We start from the raw sequence: 23206 nt of genomic DNA, 5'->3' as shown, positions 1-23206 counted from the left end.
CAAGAGATGGTAGCAACCCGGCGATCATACTTGGATTTCAGATCCGTGGCTTTGCGTCCTATGCTTTCGCATAGTTTGCCCGATATGTTGATTCATGAATGACTAGGCTGCTAGGTTGTAGGTCATAAGACTTGGTAGGTCAATTGTAGTGGAAATGGAAAGGCAACTCAATGGTAATTGTTGCTCGAGATTATCATTTCTGTGCAACCTTCCTTTTTTCCTGCCGGCCTAAAAAAAAGTTTGTGTTCACCGCCGAACTCAACGAGAAGCTGCCGAAAGGACCATGTTCGAAAGAGGGTGGTCTTTTACTGGATAACGTTGTAAAATCAGTATGAAATGAAACTGTGTTTTGTAGAGTGAAACTGAAAATGGGGGGCGAATGGGATGGCATTTCAATTCGACGGTATCGATCACGTGCAGTTGGCGGCGCCGGAAGGCTGCGAGGACGCGGCGCGGCGTTTCTTCGGCGGATTGCTCGGGTGGCCGGAAATTCCGAAGCCGGAGCCGCTGCGAGCCCGAGGCGGAGCATGGTTCCAATGCGGCGCGCATCAGGTGCATGTCGGCGTGCAAAAGGACTTCGTCCCGGCGGCCAAGGCGCATCCGGCTTTCCGTGTCCGGGGGCTGAACCAGCTTAAAGCCCAACTGCAAGGCCGGGGGGTAATCGTCATGGACGACGATGCGCGGGCGGAGGAAGGCGTCGGGAGGTTTTACGTCCAGGATCCGTTCGGCAACCGTCTGGAGTTCATGGAGCGGATGCGATAAAGCAGTACGCAAAAAGAGTCCGGAAAGCATGATTCATGCTTCCCGGACTCTTTTTGGCATGCGTGCCGATATCGCTTAGCTCAGATGAAACTCCTTCATCTTATTATACAGCGTCCCGCGCGAGATGCCGAGCAGCTTGGCGGCGGCGCTCTTGTTGCCGAACGTCTTGGCGAGCGCCTCCTCGATGAGCGCGATCTCGTCCTCTTGCGTGAGCGCGGGCTTGAGCGCCTTGCGTTCGTGGTAGAAGCCGGATTCCTCGTCCGGGGCGGCATCGCGCTGCAGCTGATCGCGCTGGAGCGCTTCCGGCAGCAGCTCCATCGTGATTTGCTCGCCATCGCATAGAATGATGCACCGCTCGATGACGTTGCGCAGCTCCCGCAGATTGCCCGGCCACTGATAGCTCATAAGGGCCACCATGACGCCCGGATCGAATACCGGGATCGGCTTCTGGTATTGAAGCGCATAATCGCGGACGTAGAGCTGGGCCAGCGACGGGATGTCCTCCTTGCGCTCGCGCAGCGGCGGGATGGCGATCGAGACGATATTGAACGCATAGTACAGATCGTCCCGGAATGCTCGCGCCGCGACCATGTCGGCCAGCAGCTGATCCGTCGCGGCGACGACGCGCGCCTCGATGCGGACGGGCGTTTCCGCGCCGCTGCGGGTGACCATCCGGGTCTGCATCGCCTGATAGAGCTTCGCCTGAATGTCCACGGGAAGCTTGTCGATCTCATTGAGGAACAGCGTTCCGCCTCCGGCGGCTTCGAGCGCGCCCGCTTTGCCGGTATCCTGGCCTGAGAAGGTGCCGCCTTGATAGCCGAACAGCTCGATGTCGAGCAAGCCGGGCGGGATAGAGCCGCAGTTGACGATGACGAACGGCTGGCCGGCGCGCGGACTCGCCTGATGGATCGCCGTCGCGAACTGCTCCTTGCCCGTGCCGGATTCGCCGACGAGGAGGAACGGCGCCGAGGCGCCGGCGACCTTGCGCGCGAGGGTGATCGCCTTGTTGATCGCGCCGCCCTTGCCCTTGATGCCGGCGAACGGATCGTCGCTGCTGCCGGCCAGCTCGGCCGGCGCGGCCTGCACGGTCGTCAGCTCGTCGTTCAGCTTCACCAGATGCGTAATGTCCTGCTCGGTCGCGATGCTCGCGATAATGCGTCCGTTCATGTCGTAGATGGGAGAAGCGTTAATGAGGACGTGCGTATCCGGCCGAGGGCGATGGTACGCGCCGCGCAGCATCCGGCCCTCGTCGAGAATGCGCAGCACCATGAGCGCTTCGGGATCGAAATGCTCGCCGATCCGCCGGCCGAGAATCTCTTCCTTCGGGATGCCGTAGATCTCCTCCGCGTTGCTGTTCCAGCAAATAACGGAGCCGCTCCGGTCGACGACGGTGACGGCATCGGTCACTGTCTCGGCGAGCGTGGCGAAATACGCGTCCAGCCGCTGCAGCTCGCCAAGCACTACGCGCACGAGGCTGCCGAGCGGGCACGAGCCGAGCAGCGCGCCGTTCTCATCCTGCACGATGATCAGCCGGGAGACGTCGTCCGGGATATCCGCCAGCGCCGCGTTCAGCGCGCGAAGGTCGTTCGTATACGGCAGCATGAACGAGGCGAGATGTGTTTTGTCGGCGACATACTCGCCGACGGTTCCGCCCAAGTCGCCTTGGAAATAGCAGAGGTCCTTGGGCGTGAACACGTAGGAGCGCCCATTGGCCGTCACGCAGGCGTCCAGGCCGCGGCGGAGCAGCAGGATCAATTCTTCAAGGCCGGCTTGCGGGTGCAGCGTCTCGAAAGAATGGATCGGTAATTGTTCAATCTTGAACATCGTTAACCTCGCATCATATGTATATTTCTATAAATTTACCATGCGCCCTTTATCATTTACAACAAGGAAGCTCGGAATTCGACCATAACTTTCTAATGGGTCGACTGTTTAATGATGAACACGAAGTAGCACGAGTATGGCAGAGCTGTCGGGGCGAAAGTGGGGGAGACGGCCCGTTCTACACAATCCAATGGTCACAATTACGCCACGACTAATCGGAAGTCAAGCGCACGGACGCGTTGCGGAACACGCTTATGGTTTAGTTCTAGGACATCCTTTAGGCGGTAGTATGTATGAGTCTGCGTCGTTTGGGGAGTCTCGCCTGGGGAATGCGGCTTCTTTTATGGGTATATATGTTCAAATTTGTACATATTCATTACTAATATGGTATATGTGTTCAATTTTAAATTATCAATGTACAATGTGAACATATTGTGTATAATCGGAGTATAACGTGTTAAGGCAGGGGTGACACCATGGAAACGGTTATGCGGAATATGTTTCTGAAGCTGGCGAAGAACCGCCCGGCGAACAAACTGGCGAAACGGTATGGGCTGCGCTTCGGCGCGCAGCGCTTCGTGGCGGGGGAGACGATCAAGCATTCGATCGATGCGGTCAAGCAGTTGAATGCCAGCGGGCGCGTGGTGACGCTCGACCACCTGGGCGAGTTCGTGTTCACGGAGGAGGAAGCGAAGGAATCCGCCACGATGTGTCTGCTCACGCTCGACGCGATCCATCAAGCGGGCGTGACGGCGAACCTGTCGCTCAAGATGACGTCGCTCGGTCTCGATATTAGCCGCGAGCTGTGCATGCGGAATATGCGGGATATTCTGACCCGCGCGCGGTCGTACGGCAATTTCGTCCGCATCGACATGGAGGATTACGCGCACTGCCAGATGTCGCTCGATATATACCGCGAGCTGCGCCAAGAGTTCGACAACGTGGGCATCGTCATTCAGGCGTACCTGTACCGGACGGAGCAGGACATCGCCGACCTGAACGAGCTCAAGGCGAACCTACGCCTCGTGAAGGGCGCCTACAAGGAATCGCCGAAGGTCGCGTTCCCCGAGAAGGCGGACGTCGACAACAACTTTAAGACCATCATTCGCCAGCATCTGCTCAACGGTAATTATGCCGCGATCGCGACGCATGACGAGGCGATGATTCAATACGCCAAAGAGATCGTACGGGAATATGGTATACCAAACGACCGTTTCGAATTCCAGATGCTCTACGGCATTTGCGAGGATTTGCAGAAGAAGCTGGTCGCCGAAGGCTACAAAGTGCGCGTCTACGTTCCGTACGGGAACGATTGGTTCGGTTATTTCATGCGCCGCTTGGCGGAACGTCCCGCCAATGTCTGGTTCGTGCTCAAAAATATGTTTAAATAAGGAGTGTTCCATACATGAGTATCCTTACGAAAAACGAAACGTTCCGCAATGAGCCGTTCGTCAACTTCGCGCTGGAAGAGAACAAGCAGGCGATGGAAGCGGCCATCGCCAAAGTGAAAGCGCGTCTAGGCCGCGAATTGCCTCTGCATATCGGCGCGGAGAAAATTTTCACGGATGCAAAAATCAAATCGATCAACCCGGGCAACGTGGATGAAGTGATCGGTTACGTGAGCAAAGCGGATCAATCGCTCGCCGAACAGGCGATGCAGAAGGCGCTCGCCACGTTCGAGACGTGGAAGAAGGTGCCGGCCGCCGAGCGCGCCGAATACTTGTTCAAGGCCGCGGCGATCATGCGCGAGCGCAAGCACGAGTTCTCCGCGATGATGGTGCTCGAAGCGGGCAAAAACTACGCGGAAGCGGATGCCGACACGGCGGAAGCGATCGACTTCATGGAATTCTACGCGCGCGAAATGCTGCGCCTCGCGGCGATCAACGAGCACCAGCCGCTGACGCCTGTCGCCGGCGAGGACAATAAGCTGACCTACATCCCGCTTGGCGTCGGCATCGTGATCCCGCCGTGGAACTTCCCGCTGGCGATCTGCGTCGGCATGTCGACGGCCGCGATCGTATCGGGCAACACGATTCTGCTGAAGCCGGCTTCCACGACGCCGGTCATCGCGCACATGTTCGTCGAGCTGATGGAAGAAGTCGGCCTGCCGGCGGGCGTCCTCAACTTCGTGCCGGGCAGCGGCGCCGAAGTGGGCGACTATTTGACGACGCATCCGAAGACGCGTTTCGTCAGCTTCACGGGCTCGAAGGAAATTGGCCTGCGCATCAGCCGTCTGGCCGCAGACACGGCGCCCGGCCAGATCTGGATCAAGCGCCTCGTCGCCGAGATGGGCGGCAAGGACGGCATCGTTGTGGACGAAACGGCGGATCTCGTTGCGGCCGCGCAAGCGATCGTCGCTTCGGCGTTTGGCTTCCAAGGCCAGAAGTGTTCCGCTGGTTCCCGCGCATTCATCGTGGAATCCGTATATGATGAAGTCGTGGAGAAGGTCGCCGCGCTGACGAAGCAGATTGAGTCCGGTCTTCCGGAGCAGAACTTCGCGGCGGGTCCGGTCATCGACCAAGGCTCCTACGACAAGATTCTCGGCTACATCGAGATCGGCAAGAGCGAAGGCCGCTTGATCGCCGGCGGCGGCAAAGCCGAAGGCAACGGTTACTACATTCAGCCGACGGTATTCGCCGACGTGGACGGCAAAGCGCGCATCATGCAGGAGGAGATCTTCGGACCGGTGCTGGCGCTGGGCAAAGCGAAGGACTGGCGCGAGGCGATCGACCTGTACAACGATACCGAGTTCGGCCTGACCGGCGCGTTCTTCTCGAAGGACGAGAGCCGCATTGAAGAAGCGCTCCAGACGATGCACTGCGGCAACCTGTACGTCAACCGCAAATGCACCGGCGCGCTCGTGGGCGCGCATCCGTTCGGCGGCTTCAACATGTCCGGCACGGATTCCAAGGCGGGCGGCTACGACTACCTGCTGCTGTTCACGCAAGCCAAAATGACGTCCCGCAAGCTGTAATTTTTCATAAGAGCCCTTGCTTCTACGCGATTCAAGGGCTCTTTCTTGAATTCTCGCCTTCACTCAACCTAACACGACTGTCGAAGGGGATATCCGGATGATGGACCAGACAAGCAGCTTGCCCGCGAATGCGGCGAATACGGCGGATGCGAAGCAGGCGGAGACCGAGAACTTGGATTTATTCACGCGCACTCAGCAAACGATACATACGGCCTTGCAGTACTTGGGCTGCGACGAAGGGATGTACGAGCTGCTCAAGGCGCCGCTTCGCGTCCTGACCGTGCGGATCCCGGTCAAGATGGACGACGGCTCGGTCAAGGTGTTCACCGGCTACCGGGCGCAGCACAATGACGCGGTCGGTCCGACCAAAGGCGGCGTGCGCTTTCATCCGGACGTCACGGAGGAGGAAGTGAAAGCGCTCTCGATGTGGATGAGCATCAAATGCGGCCTGACCAATCTGCCGTACGGCGGCGGCAAAGGCGGCATCCAGTGCGATCCGCGGTCGATGTCCTTCCGCGAGCTGGAACGGCTCAGCCGCGGCTACGTCCGCGCGATCAGCCAGCTGGTCGGTCCGACGAAGGATATCCCGGCGCCGGACGTGTTCACGAACTCCCAGGTGATGGCGTGGATGATGGACGAATACAGCCGCATCCGCGAGTTCGATTCGCCGGGCTTCATCACGGGCAAGCCGCTCGTCCTCGGCGGGTCGCAGGGGCGAGAGTCGTCGACGGCGCTCGGCGTGACGATCGTGCTGAAGGAAGCGGCGAAGCTCGCCGGTCTTCCGGTCGAGGGCTCGCGCGTCATCATTCAGGGCTTCGGCAATGCAGGCAGCTTCCTGGCGAAGTTCCTGCACGACGCCGGCGCGCGGATCGTCGGCATCGCGGACGCGGTCGGCGCGCTGTATAACGAGGACGGCCTCGACATCGATCATCTGCTGGACCGCCGCGACTCCTTCGGCACGGTGACGAATCTGTTCCCGAATCGTCTCACGAACGCCGAGCTGCTGACGATGCCGTGCGACATCCTCGTCCCGGCGGCGATCGAGAATCAGATTACGGAAGCGAACGCCGGGCTGATCCAGGCGCGCATCGTGGTGGAGGCGGCGAACGGGCCGACGACGGCGAAGGCGACCGACATCCTGACGGAGCGGGGCATCATGCTCGTGCCGGACGTGCTTGCCAGCGCGGGCGGCGTGGTCGTATCCTATTTTGAGTGGGTACAAAATAATCAAGGCTACTACTGGTCCGAGGAAGAGGTTAATCGCAAGCTAACCGAGCTGTTGACCGCCTCGTTCCATCAGGTGTACCAGACCGCGCAGGCCAAGCGCGTCAACATGAGGCTGTCCGCGTATATCGTGGGACTGAGAAGGATGACGGAGGCAGTCAGATGGAGAGGATGGGTGTAGAGAACGGATTCCATCAAACAGATGCTTAGCAGCCGGGAATGTTCCTAGAATCGCCGATGTTTACCGGATCCCCAAGATGGAATAGTATGGGGATGGAGTCCGGACACAAAGGCGAGCGTTTAGGCTCTATGCGGATCGGTCATTACTGGAACGACGAGCATTCCGCCTAAACTTCTTCAGCCTCATTCTCGTTGCTACGTCCTAGGCGGAACTTTTCATTCATCTACACCCAAGTAAGCCAATAAGGGGGAGGCCAATATGGCACAGACCAGCATTATTTTGCGCGTGGAATTGAACCATGGCTTGGTGAGCTTCGGAGACGTGGCGGCGACGATCAGCCGCGCTGGCGGCGACATTACGTCGATCGACGTCATCCGCCCGGGCAAGGAGTCGTCCGTGCGGGATATTACGGTCGACGTGGCGGACACGAAGGAAGCGACGATCGTCGACTCGCTGAAGGCGCAGGCGGGCATCAAGCTCATTAACGTCTCCGATCGGACGTTCCTCGTCCATCTGGGCGGCAAGGTCGAAGTGACGCCGAAGCTGCCGATCAAGAACCGCGACGATCTCTCGCGCGTCTATACGCCGGGCGTGGCGCGGGTATGCACCGCGATCGCCGAGAATCCGGACAAGGCGTATTCGCTGACGATCAAGCGCAATACGGTCGCGGTCATCAGCGACGGCACGGCGGTGCTGGGCCTAGGCGATATCGGGCCGCACGCGGCGGCGCCGGTCATGGAGGGCAAGGCGATGCTGTTCAAGCAGCTGGCCGACGTGGACGCCTTCCCGATCTGCCTCGACACGAAGGATACCGAGGAGATCATCCGCACGATCAAGGCGATCAGCCCGATCTTCGGCGGCATCAACCTCGAGGACATCAGCTCCCCGCGCTGCTTCGAGATCGAGCGGCGGCTGGCCGAAGAGCTGGACATGCCGGTGTTCCATGACGATCAGCACGGCACGGCCGTCGTCGTCATCGCGGGCCTGCTCAACGCGCTCAAGGTGACCGGCAAGCGGATCGGCAATATCCGCGTCGTCGTCAACGGCATCGGCGCGGCGGGCGTTTCCATTTGCAAAATGCTGCTGAACGCCGGCGTGACGCGCCTTGTGCCGGTCGACCGCGAAGGCGCGATCGTGCGCGGCGGCCAATATGAATACCCGATGTGGCAGTGGCTCGCCGACCAGCCGCAGGTCGAAGACCGACCGGGCACGCTGAAGGAGCTGATCGAAGGGGCGGACGTGTTCATCGGCGTCTCGCGCGGCAACTTGCTGAACGGAGAGGACGTGAAACGGATGGCGGCGGACCCGATCGTCTTCGCGATGGCCAATCCGGTGCCGGAGATCGCGCCGGAGGAGGCGCTGCCGCATACGGCCGTCTTCGCGACCGGCCGCAGCGACTACCCGAACCAGATCAACAACGTGCTCGTGTTCCCCGGCATCTTCCGCGGCGTGCTCGACTGCCGCGCGCGGGTGATCAACGAGCCGATGAAGCTGGCGGCGGCTCGCGCGATCGCGGCCGTTATTGCGGAGAACGAGCTGAACGAGCAATATATCATCCCGAGCATTTTCAACGAGAAGGTCGTGCAAAACGTGCGCAAGGCGGTCATCGAGACCGCGATCTTGACCGGCGTGTCGCGCCGGGTGCCGCCGGATTTCCGTTAAATCGGAGTGTGCGGGCTTTTCGCGTGGTGCGGATAGATGCGATAAGAAAGGGGCTGCCAAACGGTGGCCTCTTGTTGTATCTGCCATCGCATGCCGAGAATCATCGTTTGCCTAATTTAGATTGGACCCGGCATCGAAATGCGGTACGATCGGAAGTAAGGCGATTAGAGGGAGGAATACGGACATGCTCGGATTTAGGGAAATGGCGGCAGCCGATTACGATGCGATGATGGAACTATGGCGCGGCGTGGAGGGACTGGAGCTCAGCGGGGCGGACTCGCGCGAGGGGATCGCGGCGTATTTGGCGCGCAACCCGGGGATGAGCTTCGTCGCGGAAGCGGAGGGCCGCCTCGTCGGCACGATTCTGGGCGGTCACGATGGCCGGCGAGGCTTTATCTATCACTTGGCGGTCGACCCGGCCAGTCGGGGACGGCGGATCGGCGCGGCACTGACCGAGCGCTGCTTGGGCGCCATCGCGGCGGACGGCATCGACAAGTGCCATATTTTCGTCAAGTCGGACAATGAAGTCGGACAGGGCTTCTGGACCCGGGCGGGCTGGGCGAAACGGTCGGGATTCGACGTGTTCTCGCGAGGCACGGACGTCCTGGAGCTGACGCGGGCGGAGGTGCGTTAAGATGGCGGAGGCGATCGTCCGGCGCGTGCGGGAAGACGAATTGGAGGAGCTGTTGGCGCTTTACCGGCATATGCACGAGCACGACCCGGATATCCTCGGAGAGCCTTGGCTGGGCGAGCTGTGGCGCGAGATCCAAGAGGATCGGAATATGGACGTCATCGTGGTGGAGAGCGAAGGCAAGCTGGTGTCGACGTGCGTGCTGACCGTCATCCGGAATTTGACGCGAGGCGGCAGGCCGTATGCGTTGATCGAGAACGTCGTGACCCATCGGGATTACCGGCAGAGAGGGTATGCCCGTCTGGCGTTGAACCGGGCGGTGGAGAATGCGCGGGAGCGGGGCTGCTATAAGGTGATGCTCTTGACGGGATCGAAGCGCGAGGAAGTGCACCGGTTCTACGAGGGGTGCGGGTTTACGAAGGGGACGAAGACCGGGTTTATCCGACAGCTCGACTAGCCGGCGGCATGGACCGTCTGACGGCAAGCCGCGTGCGTTAGACCGGGGATTTGCAGCCCGGAGATAAGAAGACCGCCCCGGGCTGGAGCGGTCTTCTTGGTCGTACATCCCGATAAGCGGGCAGGAGCCCGTCCGAAAGAGGAGGGAGTGGTGCTCTTATTTGTTCGGGCTTGCGAGGGGGAGACTCCCGCTTTCGCGAGGCGGGGGCGGGACAAGCGCGGCCGAAGCGGGAAGGCAGCGCGCTTGTCGGGGGAAGCCTTGCTAACGCCGGGCCAACGTTGTTTCGATGCCTTAAACTTACCATGGCGAAGGGTCATTGTGTACTATACCTCGGTATAATTATGGGGTTATACTTGGAAGACATCGGCCAAGTTGGCAGCAATGGAAGCAAGATTGGCGGGGGAGATCGGTATGAACGTGGACGGAATGCGCTGGGAAGAAGGGGCGGGCATGCCCGGCTGGGTGGCGGAGGTCGCCTTCGAGGAAAAGGAAGAAGCCTACCTGGTCGGCCGACAAGAGGAGCGAGCCAGGTTCGAACGGTATTTGCGCGGGGAATCCGACGAGAAACGGGTGTGGAGCCTATACGGCACCGGCGGCGTCGGGAAAAGCACCCTGCTGGATGCGTTTCGCAGACAGGCAAGGCGGCAAGGAGCGGCCTTCTATTTGCTGGATAGCCGGGATTTCGTCCATACGGGCGGCTCGTTCTGCCGGAAGCTGCTCGAGCAGATGCGGCTGTCGGAGGAGCCGGACGGCGGCGACGAAGCGGCGCTGCGCGTCGCGGTCGACGGGTTGAACAAGCTGGCGAGGGAGCGCCGGGTCATCATCGCGATCGATACGTTCGAGGAGATGGGCCTGCTGCAAGAGTGGCTTCGGGATCAATGGCTGCGGAAGCTTTCCCCGGGCATTCTGGTGGTGCTGGCGGGACGCTATCCGCTCAAAGGACCGTGGCTGTTGTCGCCGGCGTGGCGGGAGCGCACCTCATGGATGCCGCTCGGACACCTGGAGCGGGCGGACGTGTTCGATTACGCGCGCCGATGCGGCATCGCGAGCGCGGATCAGGCGGCATATTTGTGGGAACGGACGCAAGGTCACGGGCTGTCGCTCGCGCTCGCCGTCTCGTCCGCGCTGCTCGGCGCCGAAGGTCCGATCGAGCAGTCCGGCTGGTCCGCGGAGCTGGCTTCCTTGTGGTTGAAGGAGGTGCCGGACGACGGGCTGCGGACGCTGGTGGAAGCGGCTTCGCTGATGCGGCTTTTCAATCAGGAGCTGCTGGCGTTCGTCACGGAGCAGGACGTGGACGATGCGGCGTTTAACCGGTTGACGGAGCTTTCCTTCGTGCGGAAGTCCGTGAAAGGCTGGCGCTTGCATGATTTGATGCGAGAGTCGACCCGCGGTCAATTGCGAGAGCGGTTCCCCGGGAAATACCGGAAGCTGCGGACGCGCTGCGTGTCATACTACGCGGAAGTCATTCGCGACGACTACCGGAAGCGTGACGTGGCCGCGGAGGTCGGCGAGCTGTTCTACTATATCGGGGATGAGACGATCCGGGCGTCGTTGAATGTGCCGCGAACGGAGAGCTGCGCGTGGGAGCCGCTGACCGCCGAGACCCTGGAGGTGGGACTCCGTTACCTCGAGCGGCGGCGGGCGGAAGCCGCGCCGGTACACCGGCGGGGGATCGACCCTGAGACCGGCGCGCTGCTGGAGGTGCATCTGACCCGGGAAGAGATGCTGTATACGATCGCGGGCCTGAACTTGGAGGAGCTGCTGGCGCTTGGTTCGGACGGCGTCTTATTGTTGAGGACGCCGGCAGGCGACGTATGCGGGGTGTCGGCCATCATTCCGATTGAATCGCGCACGCTGGCCTACTTGGAGCAGGATGCGTTCGCCGGTCCGTATTTCCGCCATCTGACGCCGGAAGCGAGAAGGGCGCTGGACGTGACGGGGCCGGAGCCGGCGGGCTGGTTCATCAAGAGCATCGATATTCTGGATTGGAACGATCCCGTTCTGGTCGCAGAAGCTGTAACCCGAATGCATGGGCTCATGTGCGCGGGCAAATTGTTCGTGACGTCGCCTCCTCCGCTTGCGATGTTCCGGCAGTCCCACCTAGGGCTCGGCTTTGAGCTGCTCCCGCATGTTGCACATTGCGCCTATGACGGGAAGACGCCGACACCGACGTTCGTGCTCGATACGCGCGGGGAAGGGCTGGAGCGGTTTCTGGCCGAGATGCTGCGCCGGATCGGCGTAGAGCTGCGGGCGGGGGAAGGCGAATATCCACATGGCGCGGGCCGCAAGGCGGGCTCGCCGGACGATCTGGAACGCCGGCTCGAAGCGTTCGGGCTGACGGAACGGGAACGGGAGGCGGCGCGGCTCGTGCTGGAGGATTGCTCGAACGCCGAGATCGCGGCGCGCATGTTCGTAAGCGAGATTACGGTCAAGAAGCATCTGAGCTCGGCCTACGCGAAGGCGGGCGTGAAGAACCGCGCTCAACTGATCCGATCGGTGCTGCAAAGATGACCGATGGGTCGCGTCGCGAAGCCGAGCGAGGTATAGAAGCGGGGACGCGTATCCAAAATAACCCGGTATCGTCCGAGAGACGATACCGGGTTATTCGTTCCCATACGCAAATGACGGCGCAAGCCGTGTCGCCCCGAGGCGAGGGGTTCGTCCGGCAAGTTAACGCGCGGCCAAATAAGCCGCGAGCCGCTCGAACGTCGCCGAGAAGCCTTCTCTGGCCATCTCCCGCGAAGCCTCGAACTCGGCGGCTTCCTCCGCCGTCGGCTGGACGGGCGCGCTGCGCATCGTCATGCTCGTCTGGCCGTTCTCCTCTTCGAACGTGATCGTGTTGGCGATCTCGAGCGGCCAGCTCGCAAGGAACGGCGCGCGCGCAAGGCCGCCTTCCGCATCGGAGAAGGAATTGACGAAGACGAGCCGGTCGAACGGCGAAATTTCGCGATAGGCGAGCTTGCACCACATCAGCTCGCCGCCGGGCGCCTGCTGGCTGTAGTGGAAGACGCCGCCGGGACGAAAAGCGAAGGAAGCGACCTGGATGTCGAAGCCTTCGGGGCCCCACCACCGGAGCAAATGCTCCGCCTCGGAGAAAGCGCGGAAGACAAGCTCGCGGGGCGCGGCGAACGTGCGGGTAATGACGAGCTCTTGCGATGACGCTGAATGGGCGGACATGGAACGGCCTCCTTAACGGGAATGGAGAGAGTCGACTTGGATGCATCTAACGAATACACTTAGAAGAATACCTCTCCAGGAATATTCCTGTCAAGGAATACTATGTGAGGCTCAACTTAAAAAAAAAGCGGCAGCGGTCATTCGATGACTGCGGCCGCTCATGTTCGCGCGGTCGTGCCTGCTTCATGGGTTCTCTATGATATGGTACACGCCGCGCTCGGTTTGGAGCAGGGCGCGCGGACCGTCGGTCTCGACCTTCTTCAACCCTTCGAGCGGAATTTCGAAGACGCCGCCCGGGAGCGGACTTTGTTCGGCATCGGTCAGGACGACGCCTTCGCCGCGCAGCAGCAGGGAGCTGCTGTTCGTATAATCGTCGTCCCCCTCTTGCTGCGGGCGATAATCCACGCCGGTCAGGTGAATCATGACGCGGTCCAGGTCACCCTGCTCCTCCTTCTGAATCAGCAGCGGCTTGAATTTATGATCTTCCAGCCAATCGGACAACGTGTCGATACTGCTCATGGTTATCCCTCCATATATCGGTAATGGTGTTTGCAGGCGCATCAGATGTGCAGGTAAGTGCTCTTATTTCCATGTTACCCCAAATGCGGCTCGTTCCATCATGCCCAGGACGAGCTTATCCTATGAGCTGTCGTTCTAGCTTACTTGACGATATGAGGTTATAACTATAAAATAACTTACATATAGTAACTTACTGAGTTGAATAATATAACGATAAGGTTGTGACTCTTATGAGCACGGTTTTGCATCCGGATCTTAAGCTTGGCGAGGTTAAATTGAAGGTGAGCGACTTGACGCGTTCGATTCGCTTCTATGAAGAGGTCGTCGGGCTGAAGCTGCTGACGAGCGAGGGCAATATGGCAAGCCTAGGCGTGGATGGAAGCGCGCCGCTTCTTGTTTTGGAGGAGATTCGGGATGCCGTTGTCCTGCCTCGGCGTTCGGCGAGCGGGCTGTATCATTTTGCGATCTTGCTGCCGACGCGCCAGGCGCTCGGCCAGGCGCTGCGCAATCTGGTCGCCTCCGGCATCCATATCGGCCAGGCGGACCATCTCGTCAGCGAAGCGCTCTATATCGCCGATCCGGACAACAACGGCATCGAGATCTACCGGGACCGTCCCCGTAACGAGTGGCCGCGCGAGGCGAACGGACAGGTGAAGATGGCGTCCGACCCGATCGATTGGGACGGCTTGCTGCAGGAGGCCGAGGGCCGCGAATGGGAAGGGCTGCCTGCAGGCACGGTCATCGGGCATGTCCACTTCCACGTCGGCGATCTCGCCGCGGCCAAAGCCTATTATTGCGATACCGTCGGCTTCGACATCGCGACGGACGGCTGGCGGCAGATGGGCGCCTTGTTCATTGCGGCAGGCGGCTACCATCATCACATCGGACTGAATCTATGGGCGGGTCAAGGCGCGCCGCCGGCACCGGCGAACGCGGTCGGCCTGGCGTATTTCACGGTCGTGCTGAGCGGGGCGGATGAGCTGGAGCGGGTAACCGCGCGGCTGCGCGAAGCGGGCGTCGCGGTCGAATCGCGGGATGACGCTTCGTTCGCGACCGATTCGTCGGGGATTACGATGCGGCTGGTCGCCAACTAAATACTCGGAGGCTTATTTACGCTGCTCGTGGCGGTCAATGCCTTATCGCTAATCGCATGGCGGAGACATAAACAGACGGAAGAGAGCAGACCCCAGGGCCTGCTCTCTTCGCGTTCTATGTTAGAGCGACGCTTCGGCCGCCTGGCGCAGCTGCCGGCGGATGTCCGTGGCGATTCGCGCCGGGTCGTCCATTTGGAAAATAACGTGTCGGTATTTCTCGTGCCCCGCCAGTACGAGCTGAACGAGCGGCGTGCGCGAGCCGAAGGAGAGGAAGTACCACTGATTGGCGAATTTGAAGCTGCCTTCATACAGATGGAGGCCGGCGATGGACGTTCCGGGCATGCGCAGCATCCATTTCGGCGCGTCGAAGTAATCCACGTACACATGTTGCACCGTTTCATACGGAATGACGACTTTCGATTTGATGGCAAGCAGCCGGTTCAAGCCGGTTAACTGGAGCGTCAATTCATGTTGGCCGAACAGCACGTTACGTCCCATAGCCATTGCTCCTCTCTATTGAAAAGGCTTACATTTACTATATCATATTTCGTAGGGAACGGATTTGTGCATATTCGGTCTTTTTCATTGCGAAATTGTGCAGGCGTACATAGGCAGGCAGGCCGACTGATTTTAAATCCTACTTGACAGCTGTGAATAAGCGTTTTAAGATAAGCTCAATTGTTCCAACGATAGCAGCCGACTAGACCAACTAGAGGCCCTCTTTCCCCGCATGCGCCAAGCGCTTGCGGAGATGAGGGTCTTTTTTTATGGCCGAAATGAAACATTTCTTCATCAAAAAAGAAAAACGTTGAAACAAAATTTTAGCGAAGAAGGGAATGGCGGCGGTGCTAAAAGGCGGTCTGGTACGCATTCGGGAAGCGGCGCAAAGCCTGACCCAGGCGGAGGAGCGAATCGCGCGACACATTCTCGCGCATCCGGAGGAAGCCATCAAGCTGTCCGTGCAAAAGCTGGCCGCGGCGGCGGGTGTCAGCGAGGCGACCGTCGTGCGGCTGGCGCAGTCGCTGAAGTACGAGGGCTTCAAGGCGCTCAAGCTGGCGATCGCCGCGGATTTGGCCGGGGAGCGGGAGCGCGGCGAAGAATACCGGCAGTTCCCGGTCGGCAGTCCGATCGGCGCGATGATGGAGTCGATCTCGAACAACAACGTCAAGTCGATCCGCGATACGCTCGCCGTGCTGTCCGAGGATGCGGTCGAGCAAGCGGTCGGGCTGCTGGGCGAAGCGCGGAAGATCGCGCTCTTCGGGGTGGAATCGTCCTCCGTCGTCGCCGACGATTTCCGGCAGAAGGCGCTGCGGCTGGGGCTGTGGTGCGAGCCGGGCTACAGCGGCGATTCGCAGGCGATCATCGCCGCGAATCTGACGTCCGCGGACGTCGTGCTCGCGATCTCGTATTCCGGGGCGACCGGCTCGGTGCTGCGTGCGATGCAGGTGGCCAAGCGGCATGGCGCGAAGGTGATCGCGATTACGCAGATCGGCGATAGCCCGATCGCCGGAGAGGCGGACGTGGCGCTGTATACGAGCTCGCTGGAGCAAAATTTCCGCAACGGGGCCATGGCGTCGCGCATCGCCCAGTTGAACGTGGTCGACATGCTGTATGTGGGGCTCGTCACCCGCCAATACGCGGACAGTCTGGATACGCTGGAGCGAACGAAGGCGGCGGTACGGTATGCGCGCGGCGAAGAGGAATTCAACATTTAACGTGGGGAGAGAACGAGAATGGCAATGGAACGAAAATGGCAGGCAAAGGCCGCTCTGGCGGGACTGGCGGCAGCGCTGACGCTCGCGGGCTGCGCTTCGAACGGCTCGTCGAACGGCGGGACGAATCAGGCGGAGGAGACGGCGGCCGGCGAAGCGAAGGCGAACGAGGCGCCGGCGGCACAGGACGCGGCGGCCAAAGCCGAGCCGTTCACGCTGCAGGTGGCGGTCTGGGACGAGAAGCTGAAGGAGACGGTGCAGCAGACGTTCGACATCTACAAGAAGGATCACCCGGAGGCGGACTTCAAGCTGACGGTGACGCCGGTCAAAGAATACTACACCAAGCTGCAGACCGCCCTCATCGGCGGCAGCGGTCCGGACCTGTTCATGATGAACGGGCCGAACTTCAACAAGTTCGCTTCGCTCCAGCTGCTGACCGATCTGCAGCCGCTGGTCGAACAGGACGCGCTGGATACGTCGGTTTACCCGGATGGCATCACGAAGCTGTATCAATATGAAGGCCATCAATACGGCTTGCCGTACTACTTGGGCTCGATCGGCCTGTTCTACAACAAGGCGCTGTTCGACGCGGCGAAGGTGCCGTATCCGGATGAGACGTGGACGTGGGAGACGCTCCGGGCGAACGCCGCCAAGCTAACCGACAAGAGTCAAGGCACGTACGGGTACATCGCGGCCAACGACAACCAGTCGGGCGTCTACCCGCTCATCTATCAAGCGGGCGGCTCGGTGATTAGCGAGGATGGCAAGAAGTCCGGTCTCGATGCGCCGGAGAGCGTCGCCGCATTGCAGTTCATGAAGAACCTCATCGACGAAGGTATTTCCCCGAGCGCCCAGCAGCAGCTGGAGACCGCCCCGGTCCAGCTATTCGGCTCGGGCAAGGCGGCAATGGTGCCGGGCGGCTCGTACGACGCGAGCACGCTGCATGGGATGCTCGGCGACAAGCTGGGCGTGGCGCCGCTGCCGGCGGGCAAGCAAGCGGGCTTCCTCGTGCACGGCTCCAGCTGGGTCATTAATAGCAAGTCCGAGCATCAGCAGGAAGCATGGGCGTTCCTGAAAGTACTGACCGGCGCGCCGGGCGCGGAGCTTCTGGCCAAGAACGCGGTCAATTTCCCGGCATACAAGGAGGCGGTCCCGCTGTGGATGCAGTCCATCCCTACGCTCGACATGAATGCGTTCGTGAAGTCGCTCGAGCATACCGGCCCGTATCCGGTGTCGAAGAATACGGCGGAATGGCAGAACGCCATTATTGAGGAAATCACGAACGGCTTGCTCGGCAAGCAGTCGATCCCGGACGCGGCGGCCAAGGCGGCCAGCCGGATGAACGACATTTTGGCGAAGGAATAACGACGGAGGAGGCCATCGCGATGAGGGAAATCCAGGCACCGGCGCCCGTGGCGGCGCCGGAAGCCGCGCCACGAACCGAAAGACGGACGCGGCGCGGCAGAACGGTGGAGATGTGGTGGGCGTACGCATTCGTGCTGCCGGCTTTCGTCGTGCTGGGCGTGTTCCACCTGCTGCCGGCCGCGGCGTCGCTGGCGATCTCGTTCACGGATTGGGACGGTCTGTCCGCCATCCGCTTCGCGGGAGGGGACAATTACGCCGCGCTGCTGGCGGATACGAATTTCGGCAAGGCGGGGCTGCACACGTTCCTGTATGCGCTCGTCGTCGTGCCGGTATCGGCCGCGCTGGCGACGCTGGCCGCCGTGCTGCTCAACGCAGGACTGAAGGGGCAGGCATTCTACCGGACGGTCTACTTCATCCCGGTGGTGACGATGTCGACGGCGGTCGGCTTGATCTGGAAGTGGCTGTATAACTCCGAGTATGGGCCGATCAACGCGGTGCTCGGGTTCCTGCATCTGCCCCAGCCGAATTGGCTGTCGGACAGCCGCTACACGCTGATCTCGATCATGATCGTCGGCATCTGGTCGGCGATCGGCCATCATATGATCATTCTGCTCGCCGGCCTGCAGGGTATCCCGCAAAGCTTCTACGAGGCAGCCTCGATCGACGGCGCGGGCAAGCTGTACGCGTTCTTCCGCATTACGCTGCCGCTGCTGTCGCCGAGCTTGTTCTTCGTCGTGACGACCGCGGTCATCTCGTCGCTGCAGCTGTTCGACCTCGTCTTCGTCATGACCGGCGGCAATCCGGCGCTGCTCAGCTCCGCGCGAAGCGTCGTGTTCAACGTCTACGAGGAAGGCTTCGTCCTGTTCCGCATGGGCGCGGCGTCGGCGCAGGCGGTCGTGTTGTTCGTCGTCATTCTGCTGCTTACGATCGTGCAGCTGAAGCTGCAGAAGCGGTGGGTTCACTACTAATGAAAGGAGAGAAAGACGATGAACCGATTGTACCGGCTGCTGATCCACGCGGTATTGGCCGCGGGCGCGCTGCTGATGGCACTGCCCTTCCTATGGATGGTCCTTACCTCGCTGAAGACGTTCGCCGAATCGATGCAGGCGCCGCCGACGCTCATTCCGGCCGCCTGGCAGTTCGGCAATTACGCCAAAGTGTTCGAGGAGACGGATTTTCTCCGTTATTTCGGCAACACGCTGCTGCTGACGGTCGTCAAGACGGCCGGGCAGCTGCTCTTCTGCTCGATGGCGGCGTTCGCGTTCGCGACGATGCGGTTCCCGGGCCGTAACGCGCTGTTCCTGCTGCTGCTCTCGGTCATGATGCTGCCCCACCAAATTTCGCTTATCCCGACCTTCCTGCTTGTAAAGGAGCTGCATTGGCTGGACACGTACTACGCGCTGACCGTGCCGGGACTGGCAAGCGCCTTCGGCATTTTCCTGCTGCGGCAGTTCTTTCTCTCGATCCCGGCAGAGCTGGGGGAAGCGGCGAGAGTGGACGGCGCGTCGTTCCCGCGCATCTATGCGCGCGTGTACTTGCCGTTGTCCGCGCCGGGGCTGCTGTCGCTCTCGATCTTCGTCGTCATGGCGGCGTGGAACGATTTCCTCAATCCGCTCGTCATGACGAGCTCGGACGAGATGCGCACGCTCTCGCTCGCCGTCGCCAGCTTCGTGGGTGAATTCTCGACCGATTATCCGTTGATGATGGCGGCCGCCTGCATGGCGGTACTGCCGCTCATCGTATTGTTTGCCGCGCTGCAGCGCTATTTTATTCAGGGGATCGCCCTGACGGGGATGAAGAGCTGATGACCAATATCATTCTGATTATGACCGACCAGCACCGGGCCGACGCGCTCGGCTGCTACGGCAACGACGTGATCGAGACGCCGAATTTGGATTACTTGGCCTCCGTCGGGACCCGGTTCGCGCATGCTTACACGCCGTCGCCTTCGTGCGTGCCCGCGCGGGCCGCGCTGATGACCGGGATGGAGCCGTGGCACACGGGCATTCTCGGGATGGGTGCCGGGCAAGGGCCGATGGGCGTCGGCTTCGAACATACGCTGCCGGGCGAGCTCGCGAAGGCGGGCTATCACGCGGCGGGCGTGGGCAAAATGCATTTCTATCCGCAGCGCGCGCTGAACGGGTTCCACGAGACGGTGCTCGATGAATCGGGGCGCGAGGAGGACCCGGGCTTCGTCTCCGATTACAGAGCCTGGTTCCGGCAGCAGAGCGGCGGACGTTACGACATCGTCGATCACGGCATCGGCTGGAATTCCTGGATGGCGAGGCCCTACCACGCGCCGGAGTGGATGCATCCGAGCACCTGGACCGTGAACGAGGCGATCCGGTTCTTGGGCCGGCGCGATCCGTCACGGCCGTTCTTCTTGAAGGTGTCGTTCGCGCGTCCGCATTCGCCTTATGATGCGCCGCAGCCGTATTATGATCGGTATCTGCGCCAAGAAGAGAAGCTGCCCGCGCCGTATCGCGGCGACTGGGACGATCGGCACGACGATCTGGCGGAGGCGCTGCGGCCCGATGCGTGGCGCGGCGTGAAGCGGGAGGCCGATATCCGGCAGGCGCGCGCTGGCTACTACGGGTCGATCACGCATATCGACCATCAGCTCGGCCGGCTGTTCGAGCGGCTGAAGAAGGAGAAGCTGTTCGACTCGGCGCTCATTGTGTTCGTCTCCGACCACGGCGACATGCTCGGCGACCATCATCTGTGGCGCAAAACGTACGCCTATGAAGGCTCGGCCCGCATCCCGCTGATCGTGAAGGTGCCCGGCGGGCGACCCGCCGATGCGCCGGCCGTCGTCGAAGCGCCGGTCGTGCTGCAGGATATCCTGCCGACGCTGCTGGAAGCGGCGGGCGTGCCGATACCGCCGGGGGTCGACGGCTTGAGCCTTGGCGGCGCGCTGCGGGGCGACGCCTCCGGTTTGGCCGAGCGCGGCTATATCCACGGCGAGCATTCGACTTGTTATTCGGAAGAGCAGGAGATGCAGTATATGACCGATGGGGCGTTCAAATATATTTGGTTCCCGCGGCTGGGGACGGAGCAGCTGTTCGATCTGCGGGGCGATCTGTCGGAATCGGAGGATCTGGCCGCCAAGCCGGAGTGGCGGGGGGAGCTGCTGCGCTGGCGCGGCCGGCTCGTCCGCAAGCTCTCGGCGCGCGACGCCGGTCTGACGGACGGCGACGAGCTGGTCTGCCAAGCGGGCAAGCCGTACTTGGCGTCGCCGCATTACGAGGCGCGGCGGCGGCGGGCCGCGTTCGATTGGGCAAGCTGGACGCGGAAGGACGCCGGTCCGCCGGCGAAAGGCGAGTAAACGCCATGGGCGAGGAACGGCCAGCGTACATTATTGGCCTGGACGGCGGAGGCACGAAGACGCATTGCGTGATCGGGGATGCGCAGGGCAATCTGCTGGCGGCGTGCCAGGGCGATGCGGGCAACGTCAAATCCCGGCCCTGGCCGCAGGTAGCGGCGACGTTCGGCTCTCTCATCCGCCAGGCGCTCGGGCTGGCCGGCGCGCAGCCGGACCAAGTCGCCGTGATCGCGGCAGGTCTGGGCGGCGTCGTCCAGCCGCGCGACCGGGAACGGATCGCCCGCCTGCTCCGGGCGCATGCGGGCGAGGGCGCGATTATTCGCGTCTATCCGGATGTCGAGAACGTCCTGGCCGCGGGCGGCGGAGGCGGAGCGGGCATCGCGCTTATCGCGGGCACCGGGTCGGTGGCCTGGGGCAGAACGGCGGACGGCGCGGAGGCGCGGTCGGGCGGATGGGGTCACGTGCTGGGCGACGAGGGCAGCGGCTACGACATCGGCCGCCGCGCGCTGGGCGCGGTCATGCGCGCGCATGACGGACGAGGCGAAGCGACCGCGCTGACGCCGATGCTGCTGCGGCATCTGAGCCTCGCCTCCCCGACATCGTTCATCGAGCTGTACTACGAGCGTGCCGGCGTACGGAAGGATATCGCTTCGCTCGCGGTACCTGCCTTGCTGGCCGCCCGCGAGGGCGATCCTGTCGCGCGCGCGATTGCCGAAGCGGCTGCGGAAGAGCTTGCGCAGCTGGCCCGAGGCGTATCGTGCCAGCTTGGCCGCCTCGGCGGGCTGTCGCCCGGCGATCCGATCATCTTGTCCGGGGGACTATTCGGCAGCGACTGGTTCGCGGCGTTAACGGAGGTCAAGCTGCGCCGGGCGCTGCCCGCGCTGCGCACGAGCCGGCTAACGCTGCCGCCCGTGACGGGTGCTTATTCGCTGGGCCTGCTCGCGTGCGGCGCTCGCCTGGATGAGGGATGGCGGGAGCGGGTAGGAAGCTTTTGGTCCCGAGAGGGTGTCGGCAGGTAAGAATGTCTTTGGCTTATGGCAAGGAGAGGCGGCAGCCGCGAACGTTATCGTTCGCCGCTGCCGTTTGCCGTCTTCCGCTCAGTCCGATGTTATACTGCGCGTGTCGCGTACTAAGACGACGCGCCGCTCCATATAAAATGAACAATCGCCCTGCCTTGGAGGCATCTGCCCAGGCATCCAGCGTCGAAAGCCATGCTACAGCGGAACGACGGGCAAATAAATATCCATGGCGTAAGGTCGGTCCGCCAGCCAGCCGCGCGAGTGCAGCTCGACGTGGATGCCCCGGTCATGAGCGAATCCGCGCTCGCCCATCAGCGAGAACGCGTGCGCATAGACGTCTTCGACGGCGTCGGTCTCGCCCTTGCGGCAATAAAGATAGTTCGCCGTTTCGAGCGAGAAGTCATGCATGCCCTCGGGCACGGGGGCGTCTTCGCGGACTTGCACGGCGATATAATGAACGAAGCCGCCTTCGCGGGTGAACGATACGCAGACGAGCGTGTCCGCCTCGATCGCGTCGGACACCTCGCCGATCCGCGCGATCATCTGCGCCTGAAGCGGGCGGATCGCCCCTTGGCCCGCCTCGGCGAATGTACCTTCCCAGCGAAGACCGACCGCCCGGAAGCCGCCGCGCGGTACGACCGTGTCTGGGACCGCGCCGCTGCCGAACCGGAAGGAGGCTTCTACCGTACCGGCCCTTTGGATCAACCGCAACGTCTGCGGCAGACGATCTGGCCGATAGCCCTCCGTTTCCGTATCTTTCGTTCGGTGATTCGCATGCTCGGCTCCGTTACTCATTTCGTATTCACGCCTCTCTTCGTGGGTTGGAAATCCTATCCATACCCTTTAGTATACAGCAACGGGCGAATGAGACTTGTCGTTTCTTATCGGAATCGATTGCGCGAAAATGCGGCAGTCATGAACCTTATCCGGTCATTGTACATATGGTTAACTAGATGCACGATGCCAAAGGGGGAGCGGTATACGGCCATGAGAAGGTTGAGCGAGTACATCACCTTGAATTTGGTCCTGCTGCTGGTATGGGCGTTCTTCGCGGCGATCGACGGCTCGATCACCCCGATCGAAGGCGCGCTGCTGTTCGATGCGGCGCTGATCGGACTGCTGCACAGCGCGAGCTTGAAACGATACTTGATCGGAGCGGACGCAGAGGAAGGATGACCGGAGCTGAGGCGGCTCGGCAAATAGTCCGCGAAAAAAACCGGATGGCTCGCGATTGTTCGCGCCTTCTGGTTTTTTGCGATTTCTCGATCAGACGAGGGACTCAA

The 23206-nt window shown here is 61.4% G+C and carries 21 protein-coding genes and 1 riboswitch; of the genes, 16 read left to right on the top strand and 5 right to left on the bottom strand.

Annotated elements, in window-relative coordinates:
* Positions 1 to 8: 8 nt before the first annotated feature.
* Positions 9 to 90: riboswitch (cyclic di-GMP riboswitch) on the bottom strand.
* 294 nt (positions 91 to 384) lie between these two features.
* Complete coding sequence (locus ACFSKT_RS15875) at positions 385 to 762, top strand: VOC family protein (protein WP_377721950.1); 378 nt, start codon at positions 385 to 387, stop codon at positions 760 to 762.
* A gap of 75 nt (positions 763 to 837) precedes the next feature.
* On the opposite strand, the gene ACFSKT_RS15870 is transcribed toward ACFSKT_RS15875, so the two are convergent.
* The gene (locus ACFSKT_RS15870; RefSeq protein WP_377721949.1) at positions 838 to 2586 is read right to left on the bottom strand and encodes a sigma-54 interaction domain-containing protein; all 1749 of its coding nucleotides are present in this window, start codon (positions 2584 to 2586) and stop codon (positions 838 to 840) included.
* A gap of 476 nt (positions 2587 to 3062) precedes the next feature.
* Between ACFSKT_RS15870 and ACFSKT_RS15865 the strand changes: the two genes are divergently transcribed.
* The 7 genes from ACFSKT_RS15865 to ACFSKT_RS15835 all read left to right on the top strand — a co-directional run bounded on the left by ACFSKT_RS15865 (position 3063) and on the right by ACFSKT_RS15835 (position 12226).
* Entirely contained in the window at positions 3063 to 3977 is a 915-nt protein-coding gene (locus ACFSKT_RS15865; protein WP_377721948.1) for a proline dehydrogenase family protein, read from the top strand.
* A 14-nt stretch (positions 3978 to 3991) separates the two neighbouring features.
* Positions 3992 to 5560, top strand: coding sequence for an L-glutamate gamma-semialdehyde dehydrogenase (gene pruA, locus ACFSKT_RS15860; protein WP_377721947.1), 1569 nt, complete (start codon positions 3992 to 3994; stop codon positions 5558 to 5560).
* Between the two features lie 97 nt (positions 5561 to 5657).
* Positions 5658 to 6965: a Glu/Leu/Phe/Val family dehydrogenase gene (locus ACFSKT_RS15855; RefSeq protein ID WP_377721946.1), complete on the top strand. Its 1308-nt coding sequence runs from the start codon at positions 5658 to 5660 to the stop codon at positions 6963 to 6965.
* A 258-nt stretch (positions 6966 to 7223) separates the two neighbouring features.
* Positions 7224 to 8627, top strand: coding sequence for an NAD-dependent malic enzyme (locus tag ACFSKT_RS15850; protein WP_377721945.1), 1404 nt, complete (start codon positions 7224 to 7226; stop codon positions 8625 to 8627).
* A 184-nt stretch (positions 8628 to 8811) separates the two neighbouring features.
* Positions 8812 to 9261, top strand: a complete 450-nt coding sequence (locus ACFSKT_RS15845; protein WP_377721944.1) for a GNAT family N-acetyltransferase — start codon at positions 8812 to 8814, stop codon at positions 9259 to 9261.
* A gap of 1 nt (position 9262) precedes the next feature.
* The gene (locus ACFSKT_RS15840; protein ID WP_377721943.1) at positions 9263 to 9715 is read left to right on the top strand and encodes a GNAT family N-acetyltransferase; all 453 of its coding nucleotides are present in this window, start codon (positions 9263 to 9265) and stop codon (positions 9713 to 9715) included.
* Positions 9716 to 10126: 411 nt separating this feature from the next.
* A complete protein-coding gene (locus ACFSKT_RS15835; RefSeq protein ID WP_377721942.1) occupies positions 10127 to 12226 on the top strand; it encodes a LuxR C-terminal-related transcriptional regulator in 2100 nt (699 codons plus the stop codon).
* A gap of 159 nt (positions 12227 to 12385) precedes the next feature.
* Here the strand turns inward: ACFSKT_RS15835 and ACFSKT_RS15830 are convergent, their stop codons facing one another.
* Positions 12386 to 12892, bottom strand: coding sequence for an SRPBCC family protein (locus ACFSKT_RS15830; RefSeq protein ID WP_377721941.1), 507 nt, complete (start codon positions 12890 to 12892; stop codon positions 12386 to 12388).
* Between the two features lie 183 nt (positions 12893 to 13075).
* Positions 13076 to 13411 carry a hypothetical protein gene (locus ACFSKT_RS15825; protein ID WP_377721940.1) on the bottom strand — a complete coding sequence of 112 codons (336 nt, stop codon included), beginning with the start codon at positions 13409 to 13411 and terminating at the stop codon, positions 13076 to 13078.
* A 230-nt stretch (positions 13412 to 13641) separates the two neighbouring features.
* Here ACFSKT_RS15825 and ACFSKT_RS15820 point away from each other — a divergent pair, with 230 nt between their 5' ends.
* On the top strand, positions 13642 to 14505 hold the full coding sequence (locus tag ACFSKT_RS15820) for a VOC family protein (protein ID WP_377721939.1): 864 nt from the start codon (positions 13642 to 13644) through the stop codon (positions 14503 to 14505).
* Positions 14506 to 14625: 120 nt separating this feature from the next.
* On the opposite strand, the gene ACFSKT_RS15815 is transcribed toward ACFSKT_RS15820, so the two are convergent.
* Positions 14626 to 15003 (bottom strand): hypothetical protein, encoded by a 378-nt coding sequence (locus ACFSKT_RS15815; protein WP_377721938.1) that lies wholly within the window; start codon positions 15001 to 15003, stop codon positions 14626 to 14628.
* 338 nt (positions 15004 to 15341) lie between these two features.
* Here ACFSKT_RS15815 and ACFSKT_RS15810 point away from each other — a divergent pair, with 338 nt between their 5' ends.
* Genes ACFSKT_RS15810 through ACFSKT_RS15785 form a run of 6 tightly spaced genes read left to right on the top strand, consistent with a single transcriptional unit; the run spans position 15342 to position 21923 of the window.
* Complete coding sequence (locus tag ACFSKT_RS15810) at positions 15342 to 16220, top strand: MurR/RpiR family transcriptional regulator (protein ID WP_377721937.1); 879 nt, start codon at positions 15342 to 15344, stop codon at positions 16218 to 16220.
* 18 nt (positions 16221 to 16238) lie between these two features.
* Complete coding sequence (locus ACFSKT_RS15805) at positions 16239 to 17582, top strand: ABC transporter substrate-binding protein (RefSeq protein ID WP_377721936.1); 1344 nt, start codon at positions 16239 to 16241, stop codon at positions 17580 to 17582.
* A 20-nt stretch (positions 17583 to 17602) separates the two neighbouring features.
* A complete protein-coding gene (locus ACFSKT_RS15800; RefSeq protein WP_377721935.1) occupies positions 17603 to 18550 on the top strand; it encodes a carbohydrate ABC transporter permease in 948 nt (315 codons plus the stop codon).
* 18 nt (positions 18551 to 18568) lie between these two features.
* Positions 18569 to 19387 carry a carbohydrate ABC transporter permease gene (locus ACFSKT_RS15795; RefSeq protein ID WP_377721934.1) on the top strand — a complete coding sequence of 273 codons (819 nt, stop codon included), beginning with the start codon at positions 18569 to 18571 and terminating at the stop codon, positions 19385 to 19387.
* The gene (locus ACFSKT_RS15790; RefSeq protein ID WP_377721933.1) at positions 19387 to 20907 is read left to right on the top strand and encodes an arylsulfatase; all 1521 of its coding nucleotides are present in this window, start codon (positions 19387 to 19389) and stop codon (positions 20905 to 20907) included. The genes ACFSKT_RS15795 and ACFSKT_RS15790 overlap by 1 nt, the downstream gene beginning before the upstream one ends.
* 5 nt (positions 20908 to 20912) lie before the next feature.
* Positions 20913 to 21923, top strand: coding sequence for a BadF/BadG/BcrA/BcrD ATPase family protein (locus ACFSKT_RS15785; RefSeq protein ID WP_377721932.1), 1011 nt, complete (start codon positions 20913 to 20915; stop codon positions 21921 to 21923).
* Positions 21924 to 22118: 195 nt separating this feature from the next.
* On the opposite strand, the gene ACFSKT_RS15780 is transcribed toward ACFSKT_RS15785, so the two are convergent.
* Entirely contained in the window at positions 22119 to 22718 is a 600-nt protein-coding gene (locus tag ACFSKT_RS15780; protein ID WP_377721931.1) for a GyrI-like domain-containing protein, read from the bottom strand.
* Between the two features lie 192 nt (positions 22719 to 22910).
* Between ACFSKT_RS15780 and ACFSKT_RS15775 the strand changes: the two genes are divergently transcribed.
* Positions 22911 to 23099 carry a hypothetical protein gene (locus ACFSKT_RS15775; protein WP_377721930.1) on the top strand — a complete coding sequence of 63 codons (189 nt, stop codon included), beginning with the start codon at positions 22911 to 22913 and terminating at the stop codon, positions 23097 to 23099.
* Positions 23100 to 23206: the final 107 nt, after the last annotated feature.

It is taken from the genome of Paenibacillus xanthanilyticus (assembly GCF_042682185.1).
Lineage (GTDB): Bacteria > Bacillota > Bacilli > Paenibacillales > Paenibacillaceae > Paenibacillus_Z > Paenibacillus_Z xanthanilyticus.
The sequence above is the reverse complement of the archived record's forward strand: the minus strand, read 5'-3'. Positions and strand labels throughout refer to the sequence as shown.